The sequence below is a fragment of the Williamsia limnetica genome (assembly GCF_003217475.1).
In the GTDB taxonomy this organism is placed as follows: domain Bacteria; phylum Actinomycetota; class Actinomycetes; order Mycobacteriales; family Mycobacteriaceae; genus Williamsia; species Williamsia limnetica.
In genome coordinates, this window is record NZ_QJSP01000013.1 from 40,626 (window position 1) to 60,426 (window position 19,801).

23 protein-coding genes are annotated in these 19,801 nt (G+C 65.2%); 15 read left to right on the forward strand and 8 right to left on the reverse strand.

The window, feature by feature from the left end; all coding sequences use genetic code 11:
* Positions 1-5: 5 nt before the first annotated feature.
* The 6 genes from DFR67_RS20855 to DFR67_RS20880 all read right to left on the reverse strand — a co-directional run bounded on the left by DFR67_RS20855 (position 6) and on the right by DFR67_RS20880 (position 7,707).
* Positions 6-1,232, reverse strand: coding sequence for an alpha-hydroxy acid oxidase (locus DFR67_RS20855; RefSeq protein ID WP_110471426.1), 1,227 nt, complete (start codon positions 1,230-1,232; stop codon positions 6-8).
* Positions 1,229-2,698 (reverse strand): rhamnulokinase, encoded by a 1,470-nt coding sequence (locus DFR67_RS20860; RefSeq protein WP_110471427.1) that lies wholly within the window; start codon positions 2,696-2,698, stop codon positions 1,229-1,231. The genes DFR67_RS20855 and DFR67_RS20860 overlap by 4 nt, the downstream gene beginning before the upstream one ends.
* Positions 2,695-4,731 (reverse strand): bifunctional aldolase/short-chain dehydrogenase, encoded by a 2,037-nt coding sequence (locus DFR67_RS20865; RefSeq protein ID WP_110471428.1) that lies wholly within the window; start codon positions 4,729-4,731, stop codon positions 2,695-2,697. Before DFR67_RS20865 ends, DFR67_RS20860 begins: the two co-directional genes overlap by 4 nt.
* 37 nt (positions 4,732-4,768) lie before the next feature.
* Positions 4,769-5,938 carry an L-rhamnose isomerase gene (rhaI, locus tag DFR67_RS20870; RefSeq protein WP_110471429.1) on the reverse strand — a complete coding sequence of 390 codons (1,170 nt, stop codon included), beginning with the start codon at positions 5,936-5,938 and terminating at the stop codon, positions 4,769-4,771.
* A 1-nt stretch (position 5,939) separates the two neighbouring features.
* A complete protein-coding gene (locus DFR67_RS20875) occupies positions 5,940-7,334 on the reverse strand; it encodes an MFS transporter (protein WP_110471430.1) in 1,395 nt (464 codons plus the stop codon).
* A 76-nt stretch (positions 7,335-7,410) separates the two neighbouring features.
* On the reverse strand, positions 7,411-7,707 hold the full coding sequence (locus tag DFR67_RS20880; protein WP_245938067.1) for an L-rhamnose mutarotase: 297 nt from the start codon (positions 7,705-7,707) through the stop codon (positions 7,411-7,413).
* A 353-nt stretch (positions 7,708-8,060) separates the two neighbouring features.
* Here DFR67_RS20880 and infA point away from each other — a divergent pair, with 353 nt between their 5' ends.
* The 8 genes from infA (at position 8,061) to truA (ending at position 12,786) form a co-directional block, all read left to right on the forward strand.
* Complete coding sequence (gene infA, locus DFR67_RS20885; protein WP_020109371.1) at positions 8,061-8,279, forward strand: translation initiation factor IF-1; 219 nt, start codon at positions 8,061-8,063, stop codon at positions 8,277-8,279.
* 84 nt (positions 8,280-8,363) lie between these two features.
* The gene (gene rpmJ, locus DFR67_RS20890) at positions 8,364-8,477 is read left to right on the forward strand and encodes a 50S ribosomal protein L36 (RefSeq protein ID WP_040515091.1); all 114 of its coding nucleotides are present in this window, start codon (positions 8,364-8,366) and stop codon (positions 8,475-8,477) included.
* 180 nt (positions 8,478-8,657) lie between these two features.
* A complete protein-coding gene (gene rpsM / locus DFR67_RS20895; RefSeq protein ID WP_110471432.1) occupies positions 8,658-9,026 on the forward strand; it encodes a 30S ribosomal protein S13 in 369 nt (122 codons plus the stop codon).
* A gap of 3 nt (positions 9,027-9,029) precedes the next feature.
* Entirely contained in the window at positions 9,030-9,437 is a 408-nt protein-coding gene (gene rpsK / locus DFR67_RS20900; RefSeq protein ID WP_084835439.1) for a 30S ribosomal protein S11, read from the forward strand.
* A 22-nt stretch (positions 9,438-9,459) separates the two neighbouring features.
* The gene (gene rpsD / locus DFR67_RS20905) at positions 9,460-10,065 is read left to right on the forward strand and encodes a 30S ribosomal protein S4 (protein WP_084835440.1); all 606 of its coding nucleotides are present in this window, start codon (positions 9,460-9,462) and stop codon (positions 10,063-10,065) included.
* 103 nt (positions 10,066-10,168) lie between these two features.
* Complete coding sequence (locus DFR67_RS20910) at positions 10,169-11,224, forward strand: DNA-directed RNA polymerase subunit alpha (protein WP_084835441.1); 1,056 nt, start codon at positions 10,169-10,171, stop codon at positions 11,222-11,224.
* Positions 11,225-11,277: 53 nt separating this feature from the next.
* Entirely contained in the window at positions 11,278-11,859 is a 582-nt protein-coding gene (rplQ, locus tag DFR67_RS20915; protein WP_084835442.1) for a 50S ribosomal protein L17, read from the forward strand.
* 84 nt (positions 11,860-11,943) lie between these two features.
* Positions 11,944-12,786 (forward strand): tRNA pseudouridine(38-40) synthase TruA, encoded by an 843-nt coding sequence (gene truA, locus DFR67_RS20920; protein ID WP_110471433.1) that lies wholly within the window; start codon positions 11,944-11,946, stop codon positions 12,784-12,786.
* Here truA and DFR67_RS20925 read toward each other — a convergent pair.
* Together DFR67_RS20925 and DFR67_RS20930 are read right to left on the reverse strand one after the other, a co-directional pair.
* Positions 12,734-13,348, reverse strand: a complete 615-nt coding sequence (locus DFR67_RS20925) for a TM2 domain-containing protein (protein WP_425451313.1) — start codon at positions 13,346-13,348, stop codon at positions 12,734-12,736. The two genes, truA and DFR67_RS20925, sit on opposite strands and share 53 nt — an antisense overlap.
* A 9-nt stretch (positions 13,349-13,357) precedes the next feature.
* The gene (locus DFR67_RS20930; RefSeq protein ID WP_425451314.1) at positions 13,358-15,028 is read right to left on the reverse strand and encodes a MinD/ParA family ATP-binding protein; all 1,671 of its coding nucleotides are present in this window, start codon (positions 15,026-15,028) and stop codon (positions 13,358-13,360) included.
* 93 nt (positions 15,029-15,121) lie between these two features.
* On the opposite strand from DFR67_RS20930, the gene DFR67_RS20935 reads away from it, so the two are divergent.
* The 7 genes from DFR67_RS20935 (at position 15,122) to DFR67_RS20970 (ending at position 19,795) form a co-directional block, all read left to right on the forward strand.
* A complete protein-coding gene (locus DFR67_RS20935) occupies positions 15,122-15,433 on the forward strand; it encodes a hypothetical protein (RefSeq protein WP_110471435.1) in 312 nt (103 codons plus the stop codon).
* Positions 15,430-15,795 carry a YbaB/EbfC family nucleoid-associated protein gene (locus DFR67_RS20940; protein ID WP_110471436.1) on the forward strand — a complete coding sequence of 122 codons (366 nt, stop codon included), beginning with the start codon at positions 15,430-15,432 and terminating at the stop codon, positions 15,793-15,795. The genes DFR67_RS20935 and DFR67_RS20940 overlap by 4 nt, the downstream gene beginning before the upstream one ends.
* A 97-nt stretch (positions 15,796-15,892) precedes the next feature.
* Entirely contained in the window at positions 15,893-16,210 is a 318-nt protein-coding gene (locus DFR67_RS20945) for a type VII secretion target (protein WP_110471437.1), read from the forward strand.
* A 19-nt stretch (positions 16,211-16,229) separates the two neighbouring features.
* On the forward strand, positions 16,230-17,564 hold the full coding sequence (locus DFR67_RS30950; protein ID WP_158540005.1) for a hypothetical protein: 1,335 nt from the start codon (positions 16,230-16,232) through the stop codon (positions 17,562-17,564).
* 41 nt (positions 17,565-17,605) lie between these two features.
* Positions 17,606-17,911, forward strand: a complete 306-nt coding sequence (locus DFR67_RS20960; protein ID WP_110471440.1) for a PE family protein — start codon at positions 17,606-17,608, stop codon at positions 17,909-17,911.
* Positions 17,912-17,930: 19 nt separating this feature from the next.
* Positions 17,931-18,968, forward strand: a complete 1,038-nt coding sequence (locus tag DFR67_RS20965; protein WP_110471441.1) for a PPE domain-containing protein — start codon at positions 17,931-17,933, stop codon at positions 18,966-18,968.
* Positions 18,969-18,973: 5 nt separating this feature from the next.
* Positions 18,974-19,795: an ESX secretion-associated protein EspG gene (locus DFR67_RS20970; RefSeq protein ID WP_245938077.1), complete on the forward strand. Its 822-nt coding sequence runs from the start codon at positions 18,974-18,976 to the stop codon at positions 19,793-19,795.
* Positions 19,796-19,801 lie beyond the last annotated feature (6 nt).

The following is a 19,801-nucleotide window of genomic DNA, read 5'->3' on the forward strand; positions in this document are numbered from 1 at the left end:
AAAGGCTAGCGCGGCGCGAGCCGGGTGAGCTGCGTGACGTGTGCCGGGCTCAGCTCCTCGAGCGCGGTGACCCCCAGCAACCGCATGGTTCGTTCCACCTGTTCGGCGAGTATGTCGACGGCCCGGTTCACCCCTGCCTCGCCGCCGGCCATGAGGCCGTAGAGATAGGCCCGGCCGATCAGCGTGAAGCGGGCACCGAGGGCGATGGCCGCAACGATGTCTGCCCCGGACATGATGCCGGTGTCGAGGAGCACTTCGGTGTCGGAGCCGACTTCGCGCACGACGTCGGGGAGCAGGTGGAAGGGAATCGGTGCCCGATCGAGTTGCCGCCCGCCATGATTCGACAGCACGATCCCGTCGACACCCAGGTCGACGACAGCCTGTGCGTCGGCCACGGTCTGAATGCCTTTCACGACGACCTTGCCAGGCCACTGATCGCGGATCCAGGCCAAGTCGTCGAAGGTCACCGTCGGATCGAACATGGTGTCCAGGAGTTCGGCGACAGTGCCCGACCACCGATCGAGCGAGGCGAAAGCCAACGGCTCGGTGGTGAGGAAGTCGATCCACCAGTGGGGGCGCGGCAGCGCATTGAGCACAGTGCCCGGGGTGAGCGCCGGTGGTATCGACATCCCGTTGCGTTTGTCGCGCAGGCGAGCGCCTGCAACCGGCACGTCGACGGTGACGAGCAGGGTGTCGTAACCGGCCTTGGCAGCCCGGTCCACCAGCGCCATCGAGCGCTCTCGTTCTTTCCACATGTAGAGCTGAAACCAATTGCGGCCCAGCGGGTTGGCTTTCTGTACGTCTTCGATGGACGCCGTACCCATGGTGGACAGCGAGAAGGGGATGCCTGCCCGTGCCGCGGCGTGTGCGCCGGCGATCTCGCCCTCGGTCTGCATCATCCGGGTGAAGCCGGTGGGCGCGATGCCGAACGGCAACGACACCGGGGCACCGAGTACCTGCCAACCGGTGCTGACCTTGGAGACATCACGCAAGATGGCCGGGTTGAACTGGATGTCGGTGAAGGCTTCTCGGGCACGACCGATGGAGATCTCTGCCTCGGCGGAGCCGTCGGTGTAATCGAAGGCGGCTTTCGGGGTGCGGCGTTTAGCGAGGCGGCGCAGGTCTTCGATGGTGAGGGCGGCGTCCAGACGGCGCTTTTTGGCGTCGAACTCCGGTTTCTTGAACTTCATCAGGGGCGCCAGGTCGTGAACCTTGGGGAGCTGTCGTTTCATCGGAATGCCTTCAGGTGGTGTGTGTGGGCCGCGGCACGCGGCTCGAAACGTTCGGGTGGGAAGGTGGCGGCGACCAGCGCACGTGCGCTCTCGGGGTCGTCGGCGATCAGTTCTTTGGCGCGGGCCGAGATCAGGATGTTGCCGATGGCGGTGGCCTCGACAGGCCCGGCGAGTACCGGCATACCGAGTCGGTCTGCGGTGAGCTGGCACAGCAACCGGTTTCGCGAGCCGCCGCCGACCATGTGCACGACTTCGACGCCGGTACCCGACAGGGACGCCGCGTCACGAATACGACGGGCGAACGCGCCGGCCAGACTCTCCAGGATGGCGCGAACCATGGCGGCCCGACCGGCAGGAGCGGGCAGACCACGGCTGGTGTACCACTGCGCGATCCGCGCCGGCATGTCGCCGGGGGTGAGGAACTCCGGGTCATCGGTGTCGAAGAGCTCAGCCGGGGGGTGCGCCTGTTCGGCTTCGTCGAGCACACGGGGCAGCTCCACGGTGACGCCTTCCCGCTCCCATTGCCGAACCGACTCACTCAGGAGCCACAGACCCATGACATTGCGCAGGAACCGAATGCGTCCGTCGGCACCGACCTCGTTGGTGAAGTTGGCGACCCGGGCGCCAGGATTGACGACCCGATCGGCCACTTCGACGCCGACCAGACCCCAGGTGCCGCAGGAGATGTATCCAGCGGACTCCGGCTGCATCGGGACTGCAACGACTGCCGAGGCGGTGTCGTGCGAGGCGACGGCAGTCACCGTCACCGACGACGGCAGGCCGAGCTGCGTGATGATTTCCGGCAGTACCGGACCGAGCGTGGAGCCCGGTTCGATGAGTGTGGGAAACAGTCCGGTGGGCAGGCCGAGCGTCTGCTCGAGTTCGTTGTCCCAGTTGCCATCGGCGCCGAGCAGTCCGGTGGTCGAGGCGTTGGTGCGCTCGGTCGCCGTCCGACCGGTGAGCCAGTACCCGATGAGGTCGGGGATCAGTAGTGCCTGATCGGCGAGTCCGAGGGTCCCGGCCTGTTTCTCGGCCATCAATTGGTAGACGGTGTTGAAGGGCAAGAACTGCAGGCCGTTGCGGGCGTACAGCAGTGCGGGGTCGATCGTCTGGTGGACGGCCGACACTCCGGCGTGGTTCCGTTCATCTCGGTAGTGGTAGGGCAGACCAAGGAGCCGTCCACCCCGCAACAGGCCGTAGTCGACTGCCCACGAGTCGATTCCGATTCCGACCAGATCCGTGGACTGATGTGCCGCTGCCGACAATCCGTCGCGGATGTGGGCGTACAGGCCGGGAATGTCCCAGTGCAACGCCGTACGTCGACCGTCCCAGATCGGGAGGGGGCCGTTCCCGAATCGGTTCACCTCCCGGATGTCGAGACGACCGCCACCGACCCGGGCCAGCATCACGCGGCCGCTGGTCGCTCCCAGGTCGACGGCCGCCAGTTCGGCGCGGCCCCTGATCATCGCAGGAATGCCGCGGCGACACCGGCGTCGACGGGGACGTGCAGTCCGGTGGTGTGGGACATGTCCGAGCTGCACAGCACAAATGCCGCGTTGGCGATGTTCTCCGGCAGCACTTCGCGTTTGAGCAGCGTGCGTTGAGCGTAGAACTCGCCGAGATCTTCTTCGGCGACGCCGTAGACCGCGGCGCGCTTCGCGCCCCAGCCGCCTGCGAAGATGCCCGATCCGCGGACGACTCCATCGGGGTTGATGCCGTTGACCTTGATCCCGTGCTCGCCGAGCTCGGCGGCCAGCAGCCGGACCTGGTGTGCCTGATCTGCCTTGGTGGCCGAGTAGGCGATGTTGTTGGGACCGGCGAAGACCGAGTTCTTCGACGAGATGTAAAGGATGTCGCCGCCCATCTGCTGCTCGATGAGCGCCTTGGCGGCGGCTCTCGACACCAGGAACGACCCGCGGGCCATCACGTTGTGCTGTAGATCCCAATCTGCGGCGGTGGTGTCCAGCAGCGATTTCGACAGGGAGAGTCCGGCGTTGTTGACGACCAGGTCGATACCACCGAATGCGAGGACGCAGGCGTCGATTGCGGCCTGGACCTGAGCCTCGTCGGTCACGTCGGCGCGAATCCCGATCGCGACGTCCGAGCCGCCGATCTCCTCCGCCGCAGCTGCCGCCTTCTCTTCGTCGAGGTCGGCGATCACCACGCAGGCTCCTTCGGCGGCGAGGCGGGTCGCGATGGCCTTGCCGATGCCCGAGGCTGCGCCGGTCACGAGTGCGATCCGGGTGGCCAGTGGCTTGGGCTGCGGCATCCGTGCGAGCTTGGCCTCTTCCAGAGCCCAGTACTCGATACGGAACTTCTCGACCTCGTCGATGGGCAGGTAGTGCGAGATCGACTCGGCGCCGCGCATCACATTGATGGCGTTGAGGTAGAACTCGCCGGCCACGCGAGCGGTCTGCTTGTTCTTGCCGTAGCTGAACATGCCGACGCCGGGGATCAGCACGATCGCCGGGTCGGCACCGCGCATGGCGGGGGAGTCGTCGGACGCATGCCGGTTGTAGTAGGCGGTGTAGTCGTCGCGGTACGAGCTGTGGAGTTCTTTGAGACGTGCGATGCAGTTCTCGATGGGCGCATCGGCCGGCAGGTCGAGCACCATCGGCTTGACCTTGGTGCGCAGGAAGTGATCGGGGCACGACGTCCCGAGCGAGGCGAGCCGGGGATGCTCGGCGCCCGTGAGGAACTCGAGAACCGGGTCGGTATCGGTGAAGTGTCCGACCTGGGCGTTGTCGGTGGACGCGAGTCCGCGCAGAGTCGGTGCCAGCGCTGCGGCTTTCGCTCGGCGCTCGGCCGGAGACAGCGGCCCGAAGCCACGAAGCGGCGGTCCGAACGGCTGAGGCCGGCCGTGTGCCGCGATGAACTCCTCAGCGGCCGCGATGATCTCGAGCGAGTTGGCCTCGGCCGCCTCGGAGGTGTCGCCCCACGCGGTGATGCCGTGACCGCCGAGGATCGTGCCGATCGCCTGCGGATTCTGGCGTTTGACCTCGGAGATGTCGAGTCCCAGCTGAAACCCGGGTCGCCGCCACGGAACCCAGATCACCCGGTCACCCCAGATCTGCTTCGTGATCGCCTCACCGTCGGCGGCGGTGGCGATCGCTATACCGGAGTCGGGGTGCAGGTGGTCGACGTGGTCGGCGTCGACCAGGCCGTGCATGGCGGTGTCGATCGACGGTGCCGCACCGCCACGGCCGTGCAGGGTGTAGTCGAACGCGGCGACCATCTCGTCCTCGCGATCGACGCCCGGATACACCCCGGTGAGCGCGCGCAGTCGGTCCAGTCGCAGTACCGCCAGTCCGTTCTCGCTGAGGGTGCCCAGGTCGCCGCCGGAACCCTTCACCCACATGAGATCGACGTCCTGGCCGGTCACGGGGTCGCGTTCGGTGCCCTTGGCGGAGGTGTTGCCACCCGCGTAGTTGGTGTTCTTGGGATCGGCGCCGAGTCGGTTGGAGCGTTCGATCAGTTGGGTGACGGTCTCGTTCGTCATGTGTACGTCCTTAGAAGATGGGGAGATGAGGTGTGGATCAGGCGCCCCAGGAGGATTGGGTGCCACCGACGCGAGCGGCGGTGATCTCCTCCTGGTAACCGGACTGGGCGAACGCGGCCATCGGATCGGCGGGTAGTCCGCGTTCGGCGCGCCAGGCCGCCAGGTCGGGCCGGATGTCGGTGTAGAACGCGTCCATGAAGATCGCGTTGGCGCCCAGCACATCTCCGGTGTCCTGGGCGTCCGCGAGCGCGTCGGTGTCGACGAGCAGTGCGCGAGCGGTCATCTCCTGCACGTTGAGGACCGACCGGATCTGCCCGGGGATCTTCTCCTCGACGTTGTGGCACTGATCGAGCATCAGGGCGACCGGCGACCCGGTGTCGAGTCCGCCACCGCGAATGACCTCGAACATGATGCGGAACAGTTGAAAAGGATCTGCAGCACCGACGATCAGGTCGTCGTCGGCGTAGAAGCGGGAGTTGAAGTCGAACGAGCCGAGCTTCCCCAACCGCAGCAGCTGGGCGACGATGAACTCGATGTTGGTCCCGGGTGCGTGATGGCCGGTGTCGAGGCAGACCAACGCGCGCTCGCCGAGCGCGCTGACCTGAGCGTAAGAGGTGCCCCAGTCCGGCACGTCCGTCATGTACGTCGCGGGCTCGAAGAACTTGTATTCCAGCACCATTCGCTGCTCGTCGCCGATGTGCTGGTAGATGGTCGCCAGCGACTCCGCGAGGCGGTCCTGCCGACCGCGGATGTCCCCCTGGCCCGGGTAATTCGTGCCGTCGGCGAGCCAGATCTTGAGATCGCGGGAACCGGTCTCGTTCATCACCTCGATACACCGGATGTGATGATCGATCGCCTTCTGCCGGACGTGCTTGTCGGTATGGGTGAGGCTGCCGAACTTGTAGTCATCGTCTTGGAACGTGTTGGAGTTGACCGTTCCCAGGTCGACGCCCAGGTCTGCGGCGTAACTGCGCAGTGCCCCGAAGTCGTCGACGACATCCCAGGGGATGTGGAGGGCGACCTTCGGTGCCAGGCCGGTGAAGCGGTGCACGGTTGCGGCGTCTGCGATCTTCTCCTCGACGGTGCGAGGGGTGCCGGGGGTGCCGAAGACCTTGAATCGTGTCCCGGAGTTGCCGAAAGCCCAGGACGGCAGCTCGATAGCTAGGTTCTGAAACGTTTCAATAGCGTCGGTGTCGAGGTTTCTCATGTCAGTTACCTCCTGTGTTGCCCGCGGATGCCGGCACGTTCACCGTCGGGGATGGCTCGTGAGGGACCGAAAGATCTTGAGCGGCATGAGTGTTGCTCGCCAGCTCCGGGCTGATCGGCTCGCCGTAGCGTTCGATCTCGATCTGCTTGAGGTCTTTGCCGCGGGTGTTCGGGGCCCAGATGACACCGATGATGAGTGAGAGAGTCAGGCAGGTCATGAGGATGAGTCCGACCCAGGCCAGGCCGGTGGCAGCGAGCAGGGTGGGGAAGAAGTAGCTGAGCAGGCCGGTGGCGGTGCGGACCGCGAAGAACATGATGCCCTGTGCGCTGGCCCGGTAAGGCGTGGCGAACAGTTCGCTGGCCCAGAGGCTGTAGAACGCCTGGGCGCCGACACCACTCGAGATACCCCAGCAGATCGCGAAGATGAGCAAGGTGGTCATGCCGCCATCGGTGAACAGGACCAGTACGCCCCAGGCGAAGATGCCGGGGATCGCGCCCAGTGCGAACAGCAGTCGCTGCGACATGTGATCGGCCAGGCGCATGAAGATGAAGTAGGTGGCCAGGACAGTCATGCCCCAGACCAGCACCTGCAGCAGGTTCTGCTGGACTTCGCTCTCGAGTCCCGCGGTCTCGTAGACCCGCGGCATGAAGATGCCGGCCTGCCCGGCGACGGTGTTCCAGAACCCGTAGATGCCGATGAGGACCAGGAGTGCGGTGATGTTGACCTTCTTGGAGAACAGGCCGCGCAGACCCTGTCCGCCCGAGACGGAGGCCTGGGGGATCGTGGTGTTTTCGCGACCCTCGTCGGTCCAGAGTTTCGATTCGACCAATCCCTGCCGGATCCACCAGACGACGGCGGCGACCACGAACAGGTGTAGGAAGATCAGACGCGATCCGAGCAGCCCCAGCGGGGCCAGTGCGGCGGCGAGTGCGAATCCGACGAGCGGTCCGACGGACCATGCGAGTTGTGCGGTACCGACGTGCTTGGCGCGGGCGCCCGACGGTGCCTGCTCGGCGATATAGGTCCAGGACGCGGGAACACCGGCGCCGACGGCGATGCCGGTCACCACGAAGGCGATCATCAGCATCCCGAAGTTCATCGCGAAAGCCGCGAGCAGGATGCCGACCATGTAAACCATCAGGTCGTAGGTGTAGATCGCCTTGCGGCCGTAGCGGTCACACAGCGGACCTCCGATGGCAGCGCCGATCGCGGCACCGAAAGCGTTGGCACTGAGTGCTGCCAGCAAACCGACGGCGAAGTTGCTGATACCGAACTCGTCCTGCCAGAAGCCGAGGCTGGTGGCGATGGCGATGATCGAGCCTGCCTCGATGTAGTTGGACATGGCGACCGAGATGGTCGCCTTCCAGCCGGTGGTCTTCTTTGCCCCGATGTTCATGGGGTCTCCTTCACGGGTTTATGAGTTGGGAGGGTACTGGGACAGGAGGGGGTGGGGAACAAGCGAGGGGAAGGGATCATGCGAGGTGGAAGTACTCGTCGACGACGGTCATCGCGGTGTCCGGGTGGGTTCCGGTGTCGAAGTACTGGGCCATCTGGCTCTGCCACTTGCCGTTCACCTCGGTCTGGGCCATCAGTTCGCGAGCCCGATCGAAGTCCTCGGTCTCGAGGTAGCCGACGACGAGTCCGTCGGTGGGCCGTAGGAACAACGAGTAGTTGTGCCAGCCGGTGGAGCGAAGGGCCTCGAGCATCTCGGGCCAGACATCCTGATGGGCGGCGAGGTAGTCGTCGATGCGATCTGGCCGCAGATTCATCGTGAAACACACTCTGTGCATGTGGAGCCTGTCGGTGGTGAAGCGTGTTTGAAACGTTTCAATTTGTGAGTGGAGTCACGGTAAACCGGCAGATGTGATCGCGTCAAGGGGCAATTTCGAGCCGGGCGCGCCGGTCGGCGATGGGTGATATCGGACTTATTTGTCCTGAGCAGCGCAGCAGCGTAAAGTTGATCAACGGTGCACCCGCGCCGGGTTGTTTTCGTGCCCAGATCCGCAGAACTCTGTCGAGCCCTCTGCCAGCTGTCACTCGAATATCCGGGACACGGGCGTGCCATGAAGGTAATCGAACAGAACTGTTCAGGTGTGGTGAACACACCAGAATCGTGGAGGCTATGGCCAAAGAAGGCGCGATCGAGGTCGAGGGTCGAGTTGTCGAACCCCTGCCCAATGCAATGTTCCGCATTGAGCTGGAGAACGGCCACAAGGTGCTCGCCCACATCAGTGGCAAGATGCGGCAGCACTACATCCGCATCCTGCCCGAGGACCGCGTGGTCGTGGAGCTGTCGCCCTACGACCTGACCCGCGGCCGCATCGTTTACCGGTACAAGTAAAGGCTTCCCGGACACCTCCGGGTAAGGACACCAGCTGTGGTGCAGCAGTGCGCTGCGCCGCGGGGCTTTGAAGGAGATCGAGACGTGAAGGTTCAGCCGAGCGTCAAGCCGATCTGCGAGAAGTGCAAGGTGATCCGGCGTAACGGCCGGGTCATGGTGATCTGCGACAACCTGCGTCACAAGCAGCGTCAGGGCTGATCAGCACCCTCGCAAGATCGCTTGCAAGAGCGAGACACAACTGAATACCGGCTAGAGAAGACCTCCCAGCACCAGCGGTGATAAACGGATCACCGCCTACCCCCGGCACGGAGGCCGGGGCCCCTCGCAGAGCAGGGGACGGACTGGGAGCAGACCTCCGAGAATCAAAGGAAACGCCACATGGCACGTGTTGCTGGTGTTGACCTCCCGCGCGAAAAGCGCCTGGAGATCGCACTGACTTACATCTACGGAGTTGGACGTACCACCTCCAAAGAGATCCTTTCCGCGACCGGTCTCAGCGCCGATCTGCGGGCCAAGGATCTCACCGACGAAGACGTTCTGAAGCTTCGCGAGTACCTCGAGGCCTCGGTCAAGGTCGAAGGTGACCTGCGCCGTGAGGTGCAGGCCGACATTCGTCGCAAGATCGAGATCGGCTGCTACCAGGGTCTGCGTCACCGTCGTGGACTGCCTGTCCGTGGACAGCGCACCAAGACCAACGCTCGGACCCGTAAGGGCCCGAAGAAGACCATCGCCGGGAAGAAGAAGTAATCCATGCCTCCTAAGTCACGTAGCGCCGGCCCCAAGAAGGGCACTCGTCGTCGCGAGAAGAAGAACGTCCCGCACGGCAGCGCGCACATCAAGAGCACGTTCAACAACACCATCGTCTCCATCACCGATCCGGCCGGCAATGTCATCGCCTGGGCGTCTTCGGGCCACGTCGGCTTCAAGGGTTCGCGTAAGAGCACCCCGTTCGCCGCGCAGCTCGCCGCCGAGAGTGCTGCTCGCAAGGCGCAGGAACACGGCGTCAAGAAGGTCGACGTCTTCGTGAAGGGCCCGGGTTCGGGCCGCGAGACCGCAATTCGATCACTGCAGGCCGCCGGCCTCGAGGTCGGCACCATTTCCGATGTCACCCCGCAGCCGCACAACGGTTGCCGTCCGCCCAAGCGGCGTCGGGTCTAACGGGAAAGAAGAGGACTAGAAAATGGCTCGTTATACCGGACCCGCAACCCGCAAATCTCGCCGTCTGCGCGTCGACCTCGTCGGCGGAGACCAGGCGTTCGAGCGTCGCCCCTACCCGCCCGGCCAGCACGGCCGCGCGCGGATCAAGGAGAGCGAATACCTGCTGCAGCTGCAGGAGAAGCAGAAGGCTCGCTTCACCTACGGCGTGATGGAAAAGCAGTTCAGCCTGTACTACAAAGAGGCCAACCGTCGCAACGGCAAGACCGGTGACGAATTGCTGCGTCTGCTCGAGACCCGTCTCGACAACGTCGTGTACCGCGCCGGACTGGCTCGTACCCGTCGTCAGGCCCGCCAGATGGTCAGCCACGGACACCTCACCGTCAACGGTGTGAAGGTCGACGTCCCCAGCTACCGCGTCTCTCGCTACGACATCATCGATGTCCGCCCGAAGTCGTTGCAGACCACTCCGTTCCAGATCGCCAAGGAAATCCAGGGCGATCGTCCGGTACCGGGCTGGTTGCAGGTCGTGCCCAGCACGCTGCGCATCCTGGTGCACTCGGAGCCCGAGCGCGCACAGATCGACGTGCCGCTGCAGGAACAGCTCATCGTCGAGTTCTACTCCAAGTAATCCACGAACCAGCCCAGCGCTGATTCGGTTTCCGCGGCAACCGCCGCACAGTTTCATTGTCTAGGGCGTCATATAGCGGGCGTTCAAGAGGAGAAGAAGATACATGCTGATTTCACAGCGACCCACACTGTCCGAAGAGATCATCGCGGAAGACCGCTCGAAGTTCGTCATCGAGCCGCTTGAGCCAGGATTCGGTTACACCCTCGGTAACTCGCTCCGTCGCACCCTGCTCTCGTCGATCCCCGGCGCTGCTGTCACCAGCATCCGGATCGACGGGGTGCTGCACGAGTTCACCACCGTCCCGGGAGTCAAGGAAGATGTCACCGACATCATACTGAACCTCAAGGGCCTGGTCGTGAGCTCGGAAGAAGACGAGCCGGTCACCATGTACGTGCGCAAGCAGGGACCCGGCGCGGTCACCGGCGCTGACATCGTGCCTCCGGCCGGTGTCACCGTGCACAATCCGGATCTGCACATCGCCACCCTGAACGACAAGGGCAAGTTGGAGATCGAGCTCGTCGTCGAGCGCGGTCGCGGCTATGTCCCCGCCGTCCAGAACAAGGCGTCCGGCGCCGAGATCGGCCGCATCCCGGTCGACTCGATCTACTCGCCGGTGCTCAAGGTCACCTACAAGGTGGAAGCCACCCGCGTCGAGCAGCGCACCGACTTCGATCGGCTCGTTCTCGACGTGGAGACCAAGAACTCCATCACCGCGCGGGACGCGCTGGCCTCGGCCGGCAAGACCCTGGTCGAGCTGTTCGGACTCGCACGTGAGCTCAACGTCGAAGCAGAAGGTGTCGAGATCGGACCCTCGCCCGCCGAGGCCGATCACATCGCATCCTTCAGCCTTCCGATCGAGGACCTGGAACTCACCGTCCGGTCGTACAACTGCCTCAAGCGTGAGGGAGTGCACACCGTCGGCGAGCTCGTGGCCCGCACTGAATCGGATCTCCTCGACATCCGGAACTTCGGCCAGAAGTCGATCGACGAGGTCAAGGTCAAGCTGCACGCACTCGGCCTGGCGCTCAAGGACAGCCCGGCCAGCTTCGATCCGTCCCAGGTGGCCGGATACGACGTTGCGACCGGCACCTGGTCCGACGACGCTGCTTTCTCCGACGACGCTGCCGGCGAAGACTTCGCGGAAACCGAACAGCTCTAACCAGACCCCCAGCTCACGACCGAGAGGTCGAGAGCGAACCCTAGGAGTTCGAAATGCCCAAGCCCACAAAGGGTACCCGCCTCGGCGGGTCGGCTTCGCACCAGAAAGCGATGCTGGCGAACCTCGCCACCTCGCTCTTCGAGCACGGCCGGATCACCACGACCGAAGCCAAGGCGAAGAAGCTGCGTCCCTACGCGGAGAAGCTGATCACCCACGCGAAGGCCGGTAACCTGGCTCACCGTCGTGAGGTGCTCAAGGACATCCGTAACAAGGACGTCGTGCACACGCTGTTCGCCGAGATCGGGCCGTTTTACGCGGACCGTCCGGGTGGCTACACACGCATCATCAAGACGCTGCCACGCAAGGGCGACAACGCCCCCATGGCAGTGATCGAACTGGTGAAGGAAAAGACCGCTTCGTCGGAGGCCGACCGCGCCACCCGCGCTGCCGCTTCGAAGAAGAAGGCCGATGAGGCTGTCGTCGAAGCCGATTCGGCTGACGACAACGTGGTCGAGGCTGTCGAGGCCGACGCTACCGATGCCGAGGTCGAGAACGCCGAAGCAGTCGCCGAGGGTCTGACCGATGAGACGACGGCCAAGAGCGCCGCCGAGATCGTCGACGAAGACAAGAAGTAAGCCGCCGCCTGAGCGTCAACGTTTTTGGCGAGCCCGCCACCGGTACATCCGGTGGCGGGCTTCGTCATAGAAGGAGGGTCGGTTATGCGGTTGCGGATGCAGATCGGCTATGACGGAACCGATTTCGCGGGATGGGCGAGCCAGCCCGGACAGCGGACGGTCTGCGGGGTTCTCGAGGAAACGCTGAGTACGGTGTTGCGCGAGCCGATCACCCTCACTGTTGCCGGCCGCACCGACGCGGGTGTCCACGCAACCGGTCAGGTGGCTCATTTCGATGTCGCCGCAGCGACTCTCGAGGCCCGATCGATCGACGGAGACCCCGGAAGACTGGTGCGCCGCCTCGCCAAGATGCTTCCGGTGGATGTCCGGGTCAAGGACATCGAGGAAGCGCCTACCGAGTTCGACGCCCGGTTCTCGGCTCTCCGCAGACATTACGAATATCGGTTGGCCGACGATCCCTGGGGTGCGGAGCCGGTGTCTGCGCGGACAACGGCGGCATGGTCGCGGCCGTTGAATGCCGACCTCCTCGAAGAGGCGTCAGCTGTACTGTTGGGCCTGAACGATTTCGCTGCGTTCTGCCGCCGTCGCGACGGGGCGACGACCGTACGCGAGCTGCAGGACTTTCGCTGGATGCGCGATGACTTCGGCGTCCTCGTCGCACAGGTGAGCGCCGACGCGTTCTGTTGGTCGATGGTTCGATCTCTGGTCGGCGCCGTGGCCACGGTCGGTGAGGGCCGCCGTTCCGTGCAATGGTGCGCGGGGCTGCTGCAGCAACGCAGTCGATCCAGTGAGGTGCCGGTCGCGCCTGCCTGCGGTCTGAGTCTGATCGGTGTGGACTACCCGGCTGACAACAACTTGGCGCAACGCAACTCCATCACCCGGGAAACCCGTGCCGCGATCGATCCGAACGGCTGCTGCGGCGATTGACCCCCCGAGGATGTGCTGTTCTGGCGAACAAAACCGCAGGTGGAGCCCGCCAAAACAACACACTTTCGGGGCTGGGCGTCAATCCCTGAGTTTGAGACCGCGCGAATCGCGCACGCTGCCGGTGAAAATCATGATCGCATCGACGATCACCCAGATGCCCAGTCCCAACAGGATGATGTACCCGATGAGGACGATCGCCAGCACCCATCCGGCGATCAACGCACAGCTGCCCGATAGCGATGCCGTTGGAGCCGATGTAGAAGCGGCCGGCGCCGAAGCCTCCGAGAAACAGTTGCAGCAGGCCGGCAACAACTTTCGACTTGTCGGACAGAGGTTCTCCGGTGTAAGGATCGCGTCCGAAAGGCGCGCCCGGATCTCCGGTGAACCCGGCCACCGGACCGAACGCTGAGGGCCCGTATGTGGGTTGTCCGTACGGCGCGGGTGCCTGATACATCGGATTCGGCGGCTCGTAGGGCGCGGGGTAGCCCGGCGAACCCTGATATGGCTGATTGCTCTGCCACTCCGGCGAACCTGAATTGTCGTGTGGCTCTAGATAGCTCATCGCTGTACCTTACTGCGAGTGTGGAGGGGTCGACGAACTGCTGAACGGCTCGTTGCGCCTCATCGTCGTGGACGGGAAGTCGTCTGCGACCGTTGCCGCCATCTCCACCAGCGCTCGCCGGGTCGGTTTGCCGAGGAGGTCGAGGTCGACCTCGGCACCCTCGGCCAGATGATCGTCGAATGGGATCTGCTGTACTGCACGACATCTGGTGAGAAAGTGCGCGCTGAGCTGATCGGTGTCGATGGACGACGCTCCCGGACGTGACGAACTCAGGACTACCACCGCGCTGCTGACGAGATGACCGAAACCGTGTGCCTGGAGCCAGTCGAGCGTGGCCCCAGCACTCCGGGCGCCGTCGATCGCCGGTGAGGTGACCAGGATCAGGGCGTTGGCCATGTCGAGAACACCATTCATCGCGGAGTGGCTCAGGCCCGTCCCGCAATCGGTGATGATGATGTTGTAGAACCGCTGCAGCACAGTCATCACGCCGCGATAGTCGGTTTCGCTGAACGCTTCCGCGACCGCCGGATCGCGCTCTGATGCAAGAACTTCCAGCCTGCTCGGCGCTTGCGAGGTGTGAGCCCGCACGTCGGAATACCGATAAATCGACTCGTCGGACAGTAGATCGCGCACCGTCGAACGTGTTTGCTGCGGAATCCGTTGAGCGAGTGTGCCCAGGTCGGGGTTGGCGTCGACAGCGATGACGCGGTCGCCACGCAGCGATGCGAACGTCGAACCCAATCCCACTGTGGTCGTGGTCTTGCCGACCCCGCCCTTGAGGGAGAGCACCGCGATCCGGTAGTCACCGCGGACGGGCTGGTTGACGCGCTCCAGCAGATGTTTGTAGACCAGGTCATCCGGTGACTCGCCAGGATTGATGGTGCCTGCGGACAGTTTATGAACCGTGCGCCGCCACCCGCTCGCCGGAGCGCGGCGAGCCTTCCGGAGCAACGCGACCTCGTCGAGACTCGCCGGGCCGTAGCCAGTGTTGCCGTAGGTCGAGGGCTGCCCGTACCCGGGCTGTTGCAGTCCGGGTTGGGGTGGCCCGGCCTGAATCGGTGGAAAGTGCTGTCCGGGAACGGGTTGCGGGGGCCCGGGCTGCGGCGGCCCCTGCTGGGGAGGTCCGGGCGGTGGGGCATAGGCCGCCGGCGGCGCAAAGCCCTGGCCGTGCCGGGGTTCTGAGGTGAACTGAGCCGGACTCCCCGGTGGCGTGGCGGGCGGCGTCACTTCTGTGTGAAGGGGTGTAGGTGCGAACGGCGCGCCCGGTGACTGCGCAGGATTTCCGTAGGACAGCGGCTGTGGGTACGCAGGTGGTGCGTGCAGAGGCGGACCCGGCTGCGGCGGAACGGGTTGTGCACCCGTCTGCGGAGCGGCGGTGGATGGCTGACGCTCGATCGCATTTCCCTGCGGCACGTCATCAGAGCCGTGCCGGCCTGGGTCGGCCTCGACGTTCGGCAATGCGGACGATGGGTCTGGTTGTCGCGCTGGGATTCCCGGTCGTTCAAATTGCGAAAGATCTATGTCGGCGTCGGCCTGCAACCACGGTGGCGGAGCCGGTACATCGGCATTGTTGTAACTCACGGAACAGCCCCCTGTTGGCACACTCGGTCTTCTGCGGCAAATCGACGCAGGCAAACCGTGCACTTCTAGCCGCCCCCGACCGTTTGTTAAGGGGAGCATAGACCAAGTGACGAACCTGTGAATGTCTGAGCACAACTTCGCCGACGTTGTGGGTATCCTCTCCAGCCAGGGGTCGAACAAGGGGGGACATCCATGGCTGCGGCGACTTCGCGGACCGGGACCATCACGGTGGTGACCACAGATCAGGGCTTGCCGACGGCGGTTCGACTCGAGCCGACCGAACTGCGGAAAGATCCGGCGGTGCTGGCCGCGGAGGTGCTGCGTCTGTGTCAACAAGCGGCCATGCATGCGGGGGTGGCGCGCCGCGAGGAGCTCAGGGCTCACGGCGTGAGCGCAGACATCATCGACCAGATGAAGCTGCCGAGGGCTGACGATCTCGCGCGGGCCGAGCATCACGACGATGCCGAAGCGAGTGCGCCGAGCAGCTGGATGCGGTCGGTATGAGCTGGGCGATGGACGAACTCGAGGCCAGGGCCCGGCGGCAACTCGACGGACTACACGAGGTCAACGAGCGCTTGGCAGCGATCTCGGCGCGTGAGACATCGCCCGGCGACCACGTCACCGCGGAAGTCGACGGGGTCGGGGCGCTGACCGGGTTGTGGTTCGCGCCTTCGGCGGTGACTCTCGGCGCGGACGCGCTGGGGGAGCTGATCGTGGCAACTGCCGGAGTCGCAGCCGGTCGGGCATTCGCCCGGCGGGCAGCGATACTCGAGGACTTCAACACCTCGTTCGCAGAGCTGGTCGACTCTCGCCCGGCATCGATGACCTCGACTTCTCCGACGCGGGGAACCGGTCCGGGATCGTAGGCGTCCAATACGTCAGATGCCGCAGCCGGAGCCCGGGCTTGTCTGGAGCGGCGAACCAGTTCGTGAAAGTTCCGGGTTCACACCACATGGGGGAAAGATGTCCGAGATCACCGCGGTACCAGCAGCGATAGAGGCCTACGCGGACACTGCGGCAGTGATGTCCGCAGCCGTGGCAGCCGCCGGTTCGATCAACGCGGCAGCCAATGTCGCGACGATGGTTCCGGTGTTCGGACTCATCGGCCAGGAGTTCCTGCTCGCCTTCGCGCAGGCGCAGGCCAGCCACCTCCTCGGCGTGGGTCAGCTTGCTGCGGTGCACGCCGGGATAGCAGCCGCCGCCCTCGCCACCGCCGCAGAATTCACCGAGACCGATGACGGAGCCGGCAACCAATTCAGGGGCATCGAGTCAGCGCTGTAGCGACCGGTCGGGGGACCACGTGAGCACACCGAACTTCACAACGCATCCGGCGCCGGCGCCGCCGCTGGATCCGACCATCCGCGAACTCATCGAGTCGAGCCCACTGGGGCCCATCCTTGACACACCGGTCAGCACAGTCCTCGCGGATCTCGGCCTGCCCGGGTTACCGGAGTTGTCGGCGGTTCCACCACTGCCTGGCCTTCCGCCGCTGCCGCCACTCGACCTCAGCGTGTTGATCAAGCCGATCACTGATCTCCTCGGTGGCTTCGGGACGGGCAATCTCGGTGGGGGAGACTTCGATCCGACCATGATCCTGGAGGGCCTGTCGCAAATACTCGACATGTCGATGGGGATGGGCTCGGGCGCACTGAAAGCTCTGGATCAGGTGTGGACCGGGCAGGCGGCAGCGGCTACCACGGTCAAGGGCGCGCAGGCAGGCGCCGACACCGCGGCGCTGTCCACCCAGGGCGGGGTGATGTCGCTCGACACGCAGGGCGCCGCCGCGATCGTGGGCACCGGCCTGTCCCTGGTGCAGGGGATCATCGCGAAAACGATCGGGATCATCGCGGCATCGGCGCCGATCCTGGTGACCCCACCGGGGCAGGCGCTGGCGTTGGGCGTCGCGGCCGAGGGCCTTGCCGAGGCCACTGCGGTGGTCACGGCCACTCGTGCCCAACTCCTTGCGCCCACGAGCCACATGGTCGTGAACGGGCAGCCTGTTCCGGTGACGGGCGCACCTGCCGCCGGTCCGTCGCCGTTTTCCATCGCGAGCACCGTCCTCGACGGGGTCGGGAAGCCGATGGTCACCGGAGTCGGCCAACTCGGCACCATGACGAGTTCTGCCGGCAGCCAGCTCCTGAAAAGCCATGAGGCCCAATTGAAGAGCGGATATACGCCGAAGGGCGGAGAACTTGCGACGACGGTTCCTGCAGGCCTGGCGGGTATGGGGGGTGCAGGCCGCGGCGGCGGTGGCGGTGGCGGCGGTGGCTCGGGACCGGGCGGCGGTGGGCCCAGTCCGCTCAGTGCACGTACTGCGCCCGGGCTGATGAGCGGGCCGAGCCCCGAGGGGCCAGCGGGACCGGCCGGTCGCAACCAGAGCGCCGTCGTACCAGCCGGGATGGGCGGCCCGATGGCCCCGATGGGGGCGATGGGAGCCGGACGCGGTGCCGGCGCGTCAGATGACCAGCACGAGACCGCCGACTACCTGGTCACCGAGCTCAACGGCAGCCGGATCATCGGAGAGATCTCGGACGTCGCACCCGCCGTCCTCGGAGAGATCCAGGCCCCTGACCCGGAGCCGGCGCCGGACGTGCGGTTGCGTCTGGGGTCACCGGCACGCGATCAACAAGCCTGACCATCAGCAGACGAAGCCTGAACGAACCAACGGGGGAAACAATGAGCAGCGATCAGTTGAAAGTGGATTCCGACGAGTTGTTGAGGGCGGCCGGAGAGCTGGACGCACTCGCTGACGGCTTGGAAGGGGCTTTGTCACAGGAGAAGTCGGCCTTGTCGGTCAACCCGGCAGGGCGTGACGAGGTGTCGGTGGCAGCGGCCACCACTTTGTCGGCTGTCGCCGAGAGCTACGTGCGGGGCGCTTCTGCCGGCGTGCATGAGCTCCGCAAGATCGCTGCCGTGTTGCGTGCGCAGGCTGTTGGATACCGCGGCGCCGAGGAAACGATCGAGGAGGCCTTTCGCCTCTGACCAGGCGTGAGGACAGACGATGACAGGTTTTACGAATGTGGTCTGGCAGGCCAGACCGACCGAGCAGCTGGCGAAGGACCTTGTCAGCGGTGCCGGGGTGGGTCCGTTGGCAGATGCCGGTGTCGGCTGGACCCGGTTGTCGGCGATCTTCGCCGATGCAGGTGTCGACTACATGAGAATCCTTGCCAGACTGGGTGTGTCATGGCAATCTGCGCACTCCGATCAGGCATTCGCGAAGCTGGGGGAACTGACACCGTGGTTCGCCGAGGCGGCGACGGTCGCGGCGGACAATGGGAGCCGGGCGGCAGCGCAGTGTGCAGCCACCACGGTCGCCCGGCTGGGGATGCCCAATCTCCCCGAGATCGAGGTCACCACTGGCATTCGAAACACGGCCGCGGCGGTGGGTGCAGCGCTGGGCACACCCATCGGGGGCGTGGCGGCGGACGCCGAACGTGCTCTCCACGACCAGAAGCAACGCGCATCGCGAGTGATGGAGACCTACGAGTCGGCGACGGAGCCCCTCGCCCGTCCGTGGTCGGTGCCGACCCCGCCTGTGACGGTTTCCCCCGTTGCGCTGACCTCTGAAGAGGCGTCACGAACGCACCGGTCCACCCCCGCGACTCCGGTGTCGCCCTCGGCGCCCGCGGGGCCGATCGGGATGGTCCCCGTGGCGATGCCGGTCGCCGCACCTCGTGAGAAGTCCCGCTTCGCAGCCACCGTGCTGGCGGGGGCAGGTGCCGGGCAGATCGTCGCGGAGCCTGCGACGTCCACGCCGGCACCCCGACCGATGTCGCCGATGGCACCTGTGGCTCCGATGGTGGGCGGACTGGCGCCGAGCAACGAAACGCCCGTACGGGAACCACGTCCGGTTCGGTCGGCGGGTATCGACAGCGCCGGAACCGATGCCGCGCACGCCACGGTCGACTGGGCTCACTTCGATCGACCTGCGGATACCGCCATCGAGCATCCTGATCCCCGCTACAGCAGTGGCGCGCTCGACCTGCCTGCGGCCACATCCATACCCGCCGTTCTCGGCGCCGGCGATCAGGACCGGTGAGCAACATGTGGACGACGGACATTGCACCCGCGTACGACCTCACCGATGACCACCTGGACCACCTCGGAACGCTTCTCGGGCATCAGACCTGGCCACTGGTGTTGGCCATCGAACCACAATACGAGCTTGTGACGGTGCGTGACGCCGCGCACTCGGCCGCGGTCGCCGAACTGACCTCGCTGGGGATTCTCTGCGATGACCCGCACGCACACCGCGGCGTGGCCGAACCCGTGGCAGATGCACTGTCGATCCTTGCCAGACCGGAAATGGTCATCGAGGCAAGGATATTCACCCCCGAGGGATGTGCGCGTTCGTGCCTGGCCCGTCAGGGTCCCAGACATGTACTGGCCACTCGGACGCGTGCCGGTGTCGAGGTCCGGGAGGTGCCCGTCCACTCCGACAAGGATGTGGGGGCCGTCATCTCGAAGCTGTTCGGTTACGCCGAGACACCCGAACTCCCGGCTTTCAGCGCACCAGCCGAAGAGATGCGTATGCGACTGGATCGCGCACGGTCCGCCGCGGATTACTCGGATGCGTTGCACGCCATGGGTGCACGTGACCACGTTGCCGCCGGTTACGCAGCTGCCTTCGAATCGTGCACGGGCCATGCAGAGGTCGTCGCCGTCGAGTCGGGGCCCGGGCGCACGGTGCGATCCGCAGGCGCTGTCGCCGTCTACGACACCGCGCGCGGCCGTATTCTCGCCGGTCCCAGCACGTCTCCGGACGGGAGGATCTGGTCGACATTGTCGGCCGCAGGCCCACACAAGATTTCTCAGGCAGTCGAGCTTCTCGTGGAAACACTGCCGTCGGGGAGGTGGTTGCCGTGATCAGGG

Bases quoted from the DNA above. Each gene is read 5' to 3' on its own strand.
- DFR67_RS20860 (WP_110471427.1), bottom strand. From the start codon at position 2,698: ATGATCAGGGGCCGCGCCGAACTGGCGGCCGTCGACCTGGGAGCGACC.
- DFR67_RS20875 (WP_110471430.1), bottom strand. From the start codon at position 7,334: ATGAACATCGGGGCAAAGAAGACCACCGGCTGGAAGGCGACCATCTCG.
- DFR67_RS20910 (WP_084835441.1), top strand. From the start codon at position 10,169: ATGCTGATTTCACAGCGACCCACACTGTCCGAAGAGATCATCGCGGAA.
- DFR67_RS20880 (WP_245938067.1), bottom strand. From the start codon at position 7,707: ATGAATCTGCGGCCAGATCGCATCGACGACTACCTCGCCGCCCATCAG.
- infA (WP_020109371.1), top strand. From the start codon at position 8,061: ATGGCCAAAGAAGGCGCGATCGAGGTCGAGGGTCGAGTTGTCGAACCC.
- truA (WP_110471433.1), top strand. From the start codon at position 11,944: ATGCGGTTGCGGATGCAGATCGGCTATGACGGAACCGATTTCGCGGGA.
- DFR67_RS20945 (WP_110471437.1), top strand. From the start codon at position 15,893: ATGTCCGAGATCACCGCGGTACCAGCAGCGATAGAGGCCTACGCGGAC.
- DFR67_RS20940 (WP_110471436.1), top strand. From the start codon at position 15,430: ATGAGCTGGGCGATGGACGAACTCGAGGCCAGGGCCCGGCGGCAACTC.
- DFR67_RS20960 (WP_110471440.1), top strand. From the start codon at position 17,606: ATGAGCAGCGATCAGTTGAAAGTGGATTCCGACGAGTTGTTGAGGGCG.
- rpsM (WP_110471432.1), top strand. From the start codon at position 8,658: ATGGCACGTGTTGCTGGTGTTGACCTCCCGCGCGAAAAGCGCCTGGAG.
- rpsK (WP_084835439.1), top strand. From the start codon at position 9,030: ATGCCTCCTAAGTCACGTAGCGCCGGCCCCAAGAAGGGCACTCGTCGT.
- DFR67_RS20925 (WP_425451313.1), bottom strand. From the start codon at position 13,348: ATGAGCTATCTAGAGCCACACGACAATTCAGGTTCGCCGGAGTGGCAG.
- DFR67_RS20930 (WP_425451314.1), bottom strand. From the start codon at position 15,028: ATGCTCCCCTTAACAAACGGTCGGGGGCGGCTAGAAGTGCACGGTTTG.
- DFR67_RS20935 (WP_110471435.1), top strand. From the start codon at position 15,122: ATGGCTGCGGCGACTTCGCGGACCGGGACCATCACGGTGGTGACCACA.
- DFR67_RS20970 (WP_245938077.1), top strand. From the start codon at position 18,974: ATGTGGACGACGGACATTGCACCCGCGTACGACCTCACCGATGACCAC.
- rhaI (WP_110471429.1), bottom strand. From the start codon at position 5,938: ATGAGAAACCTCGACACCGACGCTATTGAAACGTTTCAGAACCTAGCT.
- DFR67_RS20965 (WP_110471441.1), top strand. From the start codon at position 17,931: ATGACAGGTTTTACGAATGTGGTCTGGCAGGCCAGACCGACCGAGCAG.
- rplQ (WP_084835442.1), top strand. From the start codon at position 11,278: ATGCCCAAGCCCACAAAGGGTACCCGCCTCGGCGGGTCGGCTTCGCAC.
- DFR67_RS20865 (WP_110471428.1), bottom strand. From the start codon at position 4,731: ATGACGAACGAGACCGTCACCCAACTGATCGAACGCTCCAACCGACTC.
- rpsD (WP_084835440.1), top strand. From the start codon at position 9,460: ATGGCTCGTTATACCGGACCCGCAACCCGCAAATCTCGCCGTCTGCGC.
- DFR67_RS20855 (WP_110471426.1), bottom strand. From the start codon at position 1,232: ATGAAACGACAGCTCCCCAAGGTTCACGACCTGGCGCCCCTGATGAAG.